Source organism: Roseinatronobacter domitianus (assembly GCF_023336755.1).
Lineage (GTDB): Bacteria > Pseudomonadota > Alphaproteobacteria > Rhodobacterales > Rhodobacteraceae > Roseinatronobacter > Roseinatronobacter domitianus.
Map to the genome: position 1 here is coordinate 339,325 of NZ_JALZWP010000002.1, position 10,588 is coordinate 349,912.

Sequence of the window (10,588 nt, forward strand, 5' to 3'; positions counted from 1 at the left end):
AATGCCGAACAGGCGCAATTGGCAAGGGGGAGGGTGGAGCGGGCGACGGGAATCGAACCCGTATCATCAGCTTGGAAGGCTGAGGTCTTACCATTACACAACGCCCGCAACGATGGCTTGGTTAGCGCAAGGGTTGCGCCAGGTCAAGGCATAGAGGCTGCCCCCCGGCGTCTGGCGCCAAGGGGCAGGAGAGGTCAGTAGCGGTAATGTTCCGGCTTGAACGGGCCTTCGACGGTCACGCCGATATAGTCGGCTTGTTCCGGCTTCAGCTCGGTCAGCTTTACGCCAATGCGCTCCAGATGCAGGCGCGCGACCTTTTCGTCCAGATGCTTGGGCAGCAGGTAGACGCCGGGCTGATATTCCTCGCCCTTGGTCCATAGCTCGATCTGGGCCAGAACCTGGTTGGTGAAGGACGCGGACATCACAAAGGACGGGTGGCCGGTGGCGTTGCCAAGGTTCAAGAGGCGGCCTTGGGACAGAAGGATCATGCGGTTGCCAGAGGGCATCTCGATCATGTCCACCTGGTCCTTGATATTGGTCCATTTGTGGTTCTTCAGCGCGGCGACCTGGATTTCATTGTCGAAATGGCCGATATTGCCAACGATCGCCATGTCCTTCATCTCGCGCATATGCTCGATGCGGATGACATCCTTGTTGCCGGTGGTGGTGATGAAGATATCCGCCGAGGACACGACATCTTCCAGCGTCGTCACCTCGAACCCGTCCATGGCGGCTTGAAGCGCGCAGATGGGGTCGATCTCGGTCACTTTCACGCGGGCACCCGCACCACGAAGCGACGCAGCAGAGCCTTTGCCCACATCGCCATAGCCGCAGACCACGGCGACCTTGCCTGCCATCATGGTGTCGGTGGCGCGGCGGATGCCGTCGACCAGCGATTCCTTGCAGCCGTATTTGTTGTCGAATTTCGACTTGGTCACGGAATCGTTGACGTTGATCGCGGGGAAGGGAAGCTGGCCCTGCTTGTGCAGGTCATACAGGCGGTGCACGCCGGTGGTGGTTTCTTCCGACACACCTTTGATCGCATCGCGCGTCTTGGTGAACCAGCCGGGGCTTTGGGCCATGCGCTTCTTGATCTGCGCTTTGATGACCTCTTCTTCCTCTGATTGAGGGACGGGAATGATCTCTTCGCCCGCTTCGGCGCGCGCACCCAGCAGCACGTAAAGCGTGGCATCGCCACCGTCATCGAGGATCATGTTCGCGCCGTCTGGGAACATGAAGGATTTGTCGAGGTAATCCCAATGCTCTTCCAGTGTCTGGCCCTTGATCGCGAAAACCGGCGTTCCGCCTGCCGCGATCGCTGCCGCCGCATGGTCTTGCGTGGAATAGATATTGCACGACGCCCACCGCACATCAGCACCCAGAGCAGTCAGGGTTTCGATCAGAACGGCGGTCTGGATCGTCATGTGCAGGCTGCCGACGATGCGCGCACCTTTTAGCGGCTGGGCCGCGCCGAATTCCGCGCGCAATGCCATCAGGCCCGGCATTTCGGTTTCGGCAATGTCTAGTTCCTTGCGGCCGAATTCAGCCAAATTGATATCGCGGACAATGTAGTCTTGCGCCATAAGCCCAAGCTCCTTGCATTTGGGGGAGGTCAAGTTTTGCTGCGACATAGCATCGGCGGACCCTGCCGACAATAGCATGGCACCAATGGGCGGGATCGCGCTGGCGTGACAGAGTTTCGAGTTGTCGGGCCATGCTTGATCTGCGACACTAAAAAACAAGGTAAAAACGCTTCTCGCAACGCGGTGGTCGTATTGGTCTTTGGTAAATCGGGTATAGCTGTGCGCCCGGCGATTTGCGCCGGTCCGGTTCTGGCGGTCATGCTGGGGCTGGGAACGCCCGCGGCTGCGCTTGAGACGTTCCAGTTTCGTTTGACGGGCGGCACGTCCGATCTGGAAACGGCGTTGCAGCGCGCCTCGCTTTTGGCGCAGGCCAATGCACAAGGGGTCGGTGACCCGCTGGAACTGTTTGCGACGGCGCGTGCCGAATATGGACGGCTGATCGGCGTGTTCTATGAGGCGGGTTATTACGCGCCGCAGATTTCTGTGCGGATTGATGGGCGCGAGGCGGCTGATATCTCACCGCTGGAGCCACCAGAGCGGGTTGACGATATCACTGTCAGCATGGTGCCGGGTCCGGCCTTTGCTTTCGGCCGCGCGCAGATTGCGCCTTTGGCTGACGGGACAGAGCTTCCGGGCGGTTTTGCCGCAGGCCAGCCCGCGCGCAGCACCGTGATCCGCGATGCGACTGGAACCGCGCTGGACCAATGGCGCGCGCAGGGTCACGCCAAGGCAGCGCCGACAGGGCAGGCGATTACCGCCAACCATCCTGCACAGTCCCTTGATGTCGCCATCACCCTGACCCCCGGCCCGCGATTGCGGTTTGGCGCGTTGCAGCCAGAGGGGCAGCAGGCCGTGCGCCCTGAACGGATTGTCGAGATCGCGGGCCTGCCTACGGGAGAGGTGTTTGACCCTGAAGATATCGACCGCGCAACGCAACGTCTGCGCGCGACAGGCACGTTTTCGTCGGTTGCGCTGCGCGAGGCAGAAGATGTCAACGCGAATGGCTCGCTCGACATTTCTGCCGCCGTGGTGGAAGCGCCTCCGCGCCGCATCGGGGCTGGGTTGGAATATGACACCGAGCGCGGCGTCAAGCTAAGTGGGTTCTGGCTGCATCGGAACCTGCTGGGCGGGGCCGAGCGTTTCCGAATTGAGGGGATGATCGACGGAATAGGCGCCAATGTCGGCGGGCTGGATTACAGCTTGCAGCTGGATTTCGCCCGCCCCGCCACGCTCACACCCGACACAACCTTGACCATCGGGGTCGAGATTGAAACCGAATCCGAGGCAGATTTCGACGCGCGCCGCATCCGGGCTGATGCGCTTTTGGTGCATCGCTACAGCGACAAACTGACCTTTTCGGGCGGCTTGGGGCTGCTGGCCGAACGGGCGGATTTTGGGCCGGGTCTGGGCATTCGCCGCGATTACCGTCTGGTGCTGCTTCCGCTGGCCGCCACATGGGATGGGCGCGATGATATCACCAATCCCACGCAAGGCCTGTATGCCAGCGGCACCCTGACACCGTTTTTCGGAAGCTCTGGCACCGGTGCCGGGGTTCAGGCAACAGCAGATTTGCGGGGCTATTACCCCTTGGGCGACAGGCTGGTTCTGGCCGGGCGCGCGCAGTTCGGCGTCGTGCAAGGCCCGGCGCTGGCCGATACTCCGCGCGATTTCCTGTTCTATTCGGGCGGTGGCGGCACGGTGCGCGGCCAGCCCTACCGCAGTCTTGGCGTGACCTCTGGTGGCGTCACCTCTGGCGGTCAGGGCTTCGTGGCAAGTTCGGTCGAATTGCGGATGCGCGCGACCGAGACGCTGGGCCTCGCTGCGTTTCTGGACGCGGGCTATGTAACGGAAGGGGCGTTTTCGGGCGCATCCGACTGGCATGCCGGCGCTGGGCTGGGCTTGCGTTATGATACCGTCATCGGCCCCCTTCGGCTGGATGTGGGCCTGCCTGTCGGCGGCGGAACCGGCAAGGGCGCGCAGCTTTATCTTGGTATCGGGCAGGCTTTCTAATGCGCAGATGGGTTCTTGCTGCCTGTGCCGTTCTGGGGCTGAGCCTTGCCGCGCTGGCCCAAGACGGCGCGCTGCCAGAGGCGGGTGAAAGCGATGTCGGGTTTCTGACCCGTATTTTGCAAAACAGTCTGTCAGACCGTGGGCGCGACGTGCGCATCACCGGCTTTGAGGGCGCGCTGTCTTCGCGCGCAACCTTCGATGAGATGACGATCGCGGATGACGACGGTGTGTGGCTGCGCATCAGCGATGCGGCCTTGCAATGGAATCGTGCGGCTCTGTTCCAGCGGCGGATCGAGATATCAGAGATTTCGGCAGCGCGGGTCGAGGTGTTGCGCGCGCCGGTCGCCGCGCCGTCGGAAGAATTGGTGCCGATGCGCCGGTTTGAATTGCCGGACCTGCCGGTTTCTGTGGAGCTGGGCAATTTGGACTTGGCAGAGGTGATCCTTGCGCCCGAATTGCTGGGCCAGTCGGTGCGCGCTGGCGTGCGCGGTCGGGCCGATCTTGCAGGGGGTGCCGGGTCGGCCAGCCTGACCTTGGAACGTCTGGACGCGGTCGAAGGGCGGTTTTCGCTAGAGGCCGCCTTTTCCAACGAAACCCGCGTGCTGTCGTTGGAGCTGGACGCGGTAGAGGCGCCGGGCGGCATTGCCGTGTCGAAACTTGGTGTGCCGGATCGCCCTTCGGCGCAGTTGCGGATCGCGGGTGAAGGCCCAATAGAGGATTTCGCCGCTGATATCGAACTGGCGACCGATGGCACCCCGCGCGTCGAAGGCCGTTTCACGCTGCAAACCGCACAGCCCGGTGTGCAACAGGCGGTGGAGTTGAACCTGACGGGCGATTTGCGCCCCTTGCTGCAAGAGGCCTATCATCCGTTTTTCGGTGCTCAAAGCACATTGCGGACCAATGCCCGGCGGTTCGATGACGGGCGTCTGTCGCTGGATGCGCTGAATATCCGCACGCAAACCCTGGAGCTTGAGGGCCGTGCCCGCATGGGTGCGCGCGGTTTGCCTGAACTGATCGACCTGCGCGGCACCTTGACGGACCCTGACGGCGGTCGCGTTCTGTTGCCGGTGGCGGGTGCCGATACCAGTGTGCAAAGCGCCGATCTGCAACTGGCATTCAACGCGGCCCAAAGCGAGGATTGGGACTTTGTGCTGGACCTTACGGGGTTCGACAATGGCGATCTGTCGGTCGATACCCTGTTCGTGAACGGGCTGGGACGTATCACGTCGCAGGCTTTTGGCGAAGATCGCGACACGGTGGATGCGCTGGTTGATTTCACCAGCATGGGCGTTTCGGCGCGTGATCCCGCGCTTGCGGCGGCGCTGGGCCGGTCGGTCAACGGCTCGATTGCGGTTATCTGGCGCGAGGGGCAACCCTTTCTGTTGCCGGGCTTTCTGGTGGAAGGGCGCGACTATCTGCTGCAAGGCCGCGCGCGACTGGATGGCGGCGTGATCGAGGGCGATGTCCGTGCCGAATACAATGATATTGCCCGCCTGTCGGCATTGGCAGGGCGCAACCTGAGCGGCGCGCTCAGCGCCCGGCTGGACGGCACATGGGGGCCGGAACGCGACCAGTTCGATCTGACCGCGCGGCTGGATGGGCAGGACCTGGGCTTGGATCAGCCGCAGGCGGATGCGCTTTTGGCCGGGGCCAGCACCATCACGCTGGATGCGGGCGGGACCAACGGTCAGATCACCCTGCGCGAGTTTCGCGCGCAGGCGCAAAGCCTGACGGTCGATGTGTCGGGGCAATCGTCGCAAACCGGATTGGACCTGTCGGGACGGCTGGATTTTGCCGACCTTGCTGTTCTGGGCGCGCAATACGGGGGCCGGGTGCTGGCTGATATGGCCGTCACCGGACCGCTGGAACAGGCCAAGGTCGACCTGACGGCCACGGCAACCGACCTGGCCGTGGGGCAAGCCGATCTGGACCGCGCCTTGCGCGGTGACACGCGCCTGACGCTGTCGGGCCAGCGTGACGGGACCGCATTCGCACTGGCCGGGTTGCAGGTTGAAAACCGCGCGCTGAACGCTGATCTTCAAGGGCGGATCGATCCCGGCGCCGCGTTGTTGGATGGTCGGTTCGATTTGCCTGACCTTGCCGCCGTGCGACCGGGGTTTCGCGGCGGGGTCAGCGGCTCTGTGGGCCTGCGCGAGGAGGGCACAAACCGGCATCTGACGCTAGATGCCGAGACACGCAACCTGGCCTTCGGAGCAGAGGCCGCCGACCGCATGTTGGCTGGGCGGCATGTGGTGCAGATGCGCGCATTGGCCACCCCGGACACGGTGCTTCTGGAACGTCTTGCCGTTGATGGCCCGGCGCTGTCGGCGCGGGTGTCGGGGCAGCTGCGCGACGGGTCGCCGGAACTGACCGTGGATGCGCGCTTGGCGGACCTTGCCTATCTTGCGCCCGGCATTTCCGGCGCAGTGTCCGTCAGCGGAACAGCGCGTGACACCGGGCAAAACTACGCGATGGATTTTGCCGCAAACGGTCCTGCCGGATTGTCGGTGCGGGCCAATGGCAGCCTGTCGAAATCGCTTCAGGCTGATCTGGATATTTCTGGGGCGACCGATATCGCGCTGATAAATCCACGGATAGAGCCGCGTTCGGTGCAGGGACCGGCACGGTTTGATCTGGCGCTGCGGGGGCCGTTGCAACTGTCCTCGCTTAGCGGCAGCGCCACGCTTGACGGGGTCAGCGTGGTCGAGCCGCGCCGGGGCTTGCGGCTGACAGATGTGCAGGCGCGGGCAGATTTGGCCGGTGGTCGCGCGCAGATCGACTTGTCGGGCAATTCCGCGCAAGGCGGCACGCTTACGCTGGATGGTTCCATAGGGCTTGTGCCGCCGTTCGATGGCGCGTTGCGTGCAAGTATGGATGCGCTGCGCATCATCGACCCGCAGCTTTTTGAAACCAGCGTATCGGGTGATCTTGGTATTAGCGGTGCTCTGACGCGCGGTCCAAGGGTTGCGGGCACGCTGCGTCTGGACAGCATGGAATTGCGGATTCCGCGCGTAGGCCTGACCGGTCCCTCCTTTATCCCGCCAGATATCCGCCATGTGGGCGAGGCCGGTGCGGCCCAGACCACCCGCGCGCGCGCTGGTATTTTTCAGGGCGAAACTCATGGCCGCCAGCGATTTCCAGCCAGTCTTGACCTGACGATCGAGGCACCAAACCGAATTTTCATCCGGGGCCGTGGGCTGGATGCGGAATTGGGTGGTAGCCTTCGGCTGACTGGCACGAGCGCCGATGTTATCCCCATTGGCCAGTTCAACCTGATCCGGGGTCGGTTGGACCTGTTGGGCAACCGTTTCGCGCTGAACGAAGGGTTTGCCAGCCTTCAGGGTGATTTCATGCCTTTCGTGCGGCTCATCGCCTCGACAGAGCGCGAAGGGGTAAGTGCGCGCGTGGTGTTGCAAGGCCCGGCCGATGAACCGGAACTGGTGTTCGAATCCAGCCCGGAATTGCCACAAGAGGAAATTGTTTCGCTTTTGCTGTTCGGGCGCGGGTTCGAGACGCTTAGCCTGTTTCAGGCAGCGCAGCTTGCCTCTTCGCTGGCCACGTTGTCGGGGCAGTCCGAGGGCATATTGGAAAAACTGCGCCGCAATGTCGGTCTGGACGATCTGGACGTGCGCACGAATGAAGATGGCGAAGCATCTTTGCGCGTGGGCCGCTATTTGACCGAAAACGTGTATACCGATCTGGAAGTGAACCCGCAGGGCGACAGCGAAGTGTCGATCAATATCGACCTGTCGCCATCGCTGACCGCGCGGGGTCAGGTGGACAATTCCGGGCGCTCCAGCGTGGGACTGTTCTTCGAGCGCGATTATTGAGGAGAGATCATGGCTATTGACCTGTCATCGCTGCGTGGCAAGTCGGTTCTTGTGACCGGCGCAAGCCGGGGCATCGGGGCCGAAGCGGTGCGCGCTTTTGTGGCGGCTGGTGCGCGTGTCGGCATGATTGCGCGTGACTCAGGCGCGCTTCAGACGCTGGCGCAAGACACCGGTGCCCTGCCAATTGCCTGCGACATCACGGATTTCGCCGCCGTTGCGCAGGCGGTCGCGCAGATGCAAAGGCAGTTCGGCGGTCTGGACGTGTTGGTGAACAACGCAGGCATGATTGACCCGATTGCGCCATTGGCGCAGACCGATCCCGAAGAGTTCGGGCGGTTGATCGACATTAACCTGAAAGGCGTGTTCCATGGGATGCGCGCGGCTATGCCGGTTCTGCCAGATGGCGGCACAATCATTACGGTCGGCTCCGGTGCGGCGTATAACCCGCTGGATGGCTGGGGCGGTTATTGCAGTTCCAAGGCTGGCGCCTGGATGCTGACTCGCGTTGCCGCCAAAGAGGCGCCGCATCTGCGTATCATGAGCCTGTCGCCGGGCACTGTGGCCACCGATATGCAGCGCAATATTCGCGCAAGCGGGATCAACCCGGTCAGCCAGTTGGAGTGGTCCGCCCATATCCCGCCAGACTGGCCCGCCCGCGCGCTGGCATGGATGTGCACGCCCGACGCGGATGATTGGCTTGGGCAGGAAGTGTCCTTGCGCGACGAGATTATTCGCAAACGGCTGGAATTGACCGGATGATAGCACTCGACATGTCGGACGGGCTGTGGACCATCACCCTCAACCGCCCCGAAAAGGCCAACTCGCTGACGCCCGACATGTTGGAAGAGCTGTGCGAGATTACCGCGCGGCATGATCTGCCGAATGCGCTTATCCTGACTGGCGCGGGCCGCGTCTTCAGCGCCGGGGCCGACCTGGAGGCCGCGCGCGCGGGGCTTGCGACCTCTCCGCTATGGGATCGGCTTTCGGGCCAGATCGCGGCGCTGCCCTGCCTGACCATCGCGGCGCTGAATGGCACGCTTGCGGGCGGTGCATTTGGTATGGCGTTGGCGTGTGACATGCGGCTGGCCGTTCCGGGCGCGAAGTTCTTCTATCCGGTCATGAAACTGGGCTTTCTGCCGCAACCGTCCGACCCTGCTCGCTTGGTTGCCCTGATTGGTCCGGCGCGTGCCAAGATGATCCTGATGGCGGGAACGAAAATAGACGCGGAAGAGGCGCTGCGTTGGGGGCTGATCGACCGCATTGCTGCGCCCGAAACCCTGACAGAAGACGCGCGCGCCCTTGCCGCCGATGCTTGTGCCGCCGCGCCTGCGCATGTGGCGGCCATCAAGCGACGTGTCGCACCCAAATAGGCTAGGCGCGCGCGGTGTTTGCAGTTAAACACCGAAGCATGCGTCACTTGTTGTCCTTAGCAACCCCGTTCGCGGTGGCCGTTCTGCTGGCGGTCGGGTCTGTGGGCTTTGCCTCCTCGCACCAGACAGGGGTGGGAGCCGACAAATATGTAATCTGCACCGGTTACGGGCTTGTCACCATCACGGTCGACCGCCAGGGCAACCGCGTGGCCGAAGGTGTGCCTTGTCCCGACAGCATTGCTTTGTCGGCGGGCTTGCCTGTTCTTCCTGTTGCTGATGCGTTCGAATATCTGTCGGTTGCGCGAATTCTGGCCAACGCGCAGGGCGTGCTTGTTCGCGCCCAGACCACAGATGCATGGCGTGATGCGCGTGCCCCGCCTGCCACTGTTTTTGCCTGATCTTACCCAAATCAAAGCAAAAACAAGGATATGACATGAACCGTTTTGCAATCATGGCAGCCGCCGCTGCCTTTTTCGCCCTGCCCGCTGCGGCAGACATCACCATCAACGGCGCCTATGCGCGCGTGGCCTCTCCCATGGCGCAATCTGGCGCGGCCTTCATGGGCATTCAGAACACCGGCGCGGAAGATGACCGCCTTTTGTCTGCCCGCTCTGATGTGGCGCAGCGGGTCGAATTGCACACCCATATCGCGGATGGCGACGTGATGCGTATGGTCGAGGTAGAGGAAGGTTTCGAAATTCCAGCCGGGGAAACCCATATGCTGGAACGCGGCGGCCATCATGTGATGTTCATGGGCCTGAATCGCAGGCTGGCCCATGGCGACGAGGTGGCGGTGACGCTGGTTTTCGAAAAAGCAGGCGAGTTGGATGTCATTATCCCAGTCGACTTGAAGCGCAATGACGTGACAGGCGAGATGGGTGGCATGAAGATGGACCATGGCAATATGGGCGGCGACGGTGCCATGAAAATGAATCATGGCCACAACCACTGACACTGTTTTGGCGCGGGGTTGGCCCCCGCGCCCTATATTCGGGGATAAAATGCGCGTTTTGTTTGTCTGTCTTGGCAATATCTGCCGCTCGCCTTCTGCCCATGCGGTGTTGCGCGCCAAGGCGTGTGACATAGGCTGGACGGTGGATAGCGCAGGCACCGGCGGCTGGCATGTGGGCGACCCGCCCGACCCGCGCGCCGTGGCAGAGGCCGAGGCGCGCGGCTATCCGATGGCCGATCTTCGCGCGCGGCAGTTTGTTGGGGCAGATTTCGACCGGTTTGATCTGATCTTGGCCATGGATCGCAGCAATCTGCGCGATATCAACGCCCTGCGCCCGGCAGGCACTGCGGCGAGTGTGGCGTTGTTTCTGGAACACGCCCTTGGAACTACACAAGACGTTCCCGACCCATATTACACGGGCGGGTTCGCACAGGTGTTCGAGATGATCGAGGCAGGAGCAGACGCGCTGGTCAGGCGCGCGGCCTGACCAATCAATCGCTTAGCGGCCAGCGCAATATTGCTCTGCCGATGCCCCAAAGGCGCGGTAGCGGTCCCAGAATTCGTTATCGCGTGCGGTTTTTGACATCCGGACACGCTGCGCTTCGTCAGGGTCGGAAAAGAAGCGCGCGGCGCGGCGCTGCTCGGAGCGCGTGAGAGCGCTTTGTGCCACGCTGTCTATGCACCGGCATAATGCCCGCGTGGCTTGTGCGCGATCCGACCGCACGCATGCGTTTTCGATCGGTCCTGCAAATGCGCCCTGCGGTCCGACAAGCAAAAGCCCCGTCACCGCGGCGGAAAGAAGATATTTCATGTTACCTCTGCCGATGTTTGTTGCGCGTTGCT

The 10,588-nt window shown here is 62.6% G+C and carries 9 protein-coding genes and 1 tRNA gene; 7 read left to right on the forward strand and 3 right to left on the reverse strand.

What is annotated here, in order from left to right; genetic code table 11:
* Positions 1–34 precede the first annotated feature (34 nt).
* Both M3N55_RS03770 and ahcY read right to left on the reverse strand, forming a co-directional pair.
* Positions 35–108: transfer RNA gene (locus M3N55_RS03770), tRNA-Gly, on the reverse strand.
* Between the two features lie 86 nt (positions 109–194).
* Entirely contained in the window at positions 195–1,583 is a 1,389-nt protein-coding gene (gene ahcY, locus M3N55_RS03775) for an adenosylhomocysteinase (RefSeq protein ID WP_249056507.1), read from the reverse strand.
* 219 nt (positions 1,584–1,802) lie between these two features.
* On the opposite strand from ahcY, the gene M3N55_RS03780 reads away from it, so the two are divergent.
* From M3N55_RS03780 to M3N55_RS03810, 7 genes are read left to right on the forward strand one after another with little or no spacing between them, the layout of a single operon-like run.
* Entirely contained in the window at positions 1,803–3,593 is a 1,791-nt protein-coding gene (locus M3N55_RS03780; RefSeq protein WP_249056509.1) for an autotransporter assembly complex protein TamA, read from the forward strand.
* Positions 3,593–7,423 (forward strand): translocation/assembly module TamB domain-containing protein, encoded by a 3,831-nt coding sequence (locus tag M3N55_RS03785; protein ID WP_249056511.1) that lies wholly within the window; start codon positions 3,593–3,595, stop codon positions 7,421–7,423. The genes M3N55_RS03780 and M3N55_RS03785 overlap by 1 nt, the downstream gene beginning before the upstream one ends.
* 9 nt (positions 7,424–7,432) lie before the next feature.
* Entirely contained in the window at positions 7,433–8,182 is a 750-nt protein-coding gene (locus M3N55_RS03790) for an SDR family oxidoreductase (RefSeq protein WP_249056513.1), read from the forward strand.
* The gene (locus M3N55_RS03795; RefSeq protein WP_249056515.1) at positions 8,179–8,793 is read left to right on the forward strand and encodes an enoyl-CoA hydratase/isomerase family protein; all 615 of its coding nucleotides are present in this window, start codon (positions 8,179–8,181) and stop codon (positions 8,791–8,793) included. Before M3N55_RS03790 ends, M3N55_RS03795 begins: the two co-directional genes overlap by 4 nt.
* A 47-nt stretch (positions 8,794–8,840) precedes the next feature.
* Positions 8,841–9,191: a hypothetical protein gene (locus M3N55_RS03800; RefSeq protein WP_249056517.1), complete on the forward strand. Its 351-nt coding sequence runs from the start codon at positions 8,841–8,843 to the stop codon at positions 9,189–9,191.
* Positions 9,192–9,226: 35 nt separating this feature from the next.
* Positions 9,227–9,745, forward strand: coding sequence for a copper chaperone PCu(A)C (locus M3N55_RS03805; protein WP_249056519.1), 519 nt, complete (start codon positions 9,227–9,229; stop codon positions 9,743–9,745).
* A gap of 49 nt (positions 9,746–9,794) precedes the next feature.
* Positions 9,795–10,232, forward strand: coding sequence for a low molecular weight protein-tyrosine-phosphatase (locus tag M3N55_RS03810; RefSeq protein ID WP_249056522.1), 438 nt, complete (start codon positions 9,795–9,797; stop codon positions 10,230–10,232).
* A 12-nt stretch (positions 10,233–10,244) separates the two neighbouring features.
* Here the strand turns inward: M3N55_RS03810 and M3N55_RS03815 are convergent, their stop codons facing one another.
* Positions 10,245–10,556, reverse strand: coding sequence for a hypothetical protein (locus M3N55_RS03815; RefSeq protein WP_249056524.1), 312 nt, complete (start codon positions 10,554–10,556; stop codon positions 10,245–10,247).
* Between the last annotated feature and the right edge of the window lie 32 nt (positions 10,557–10,588).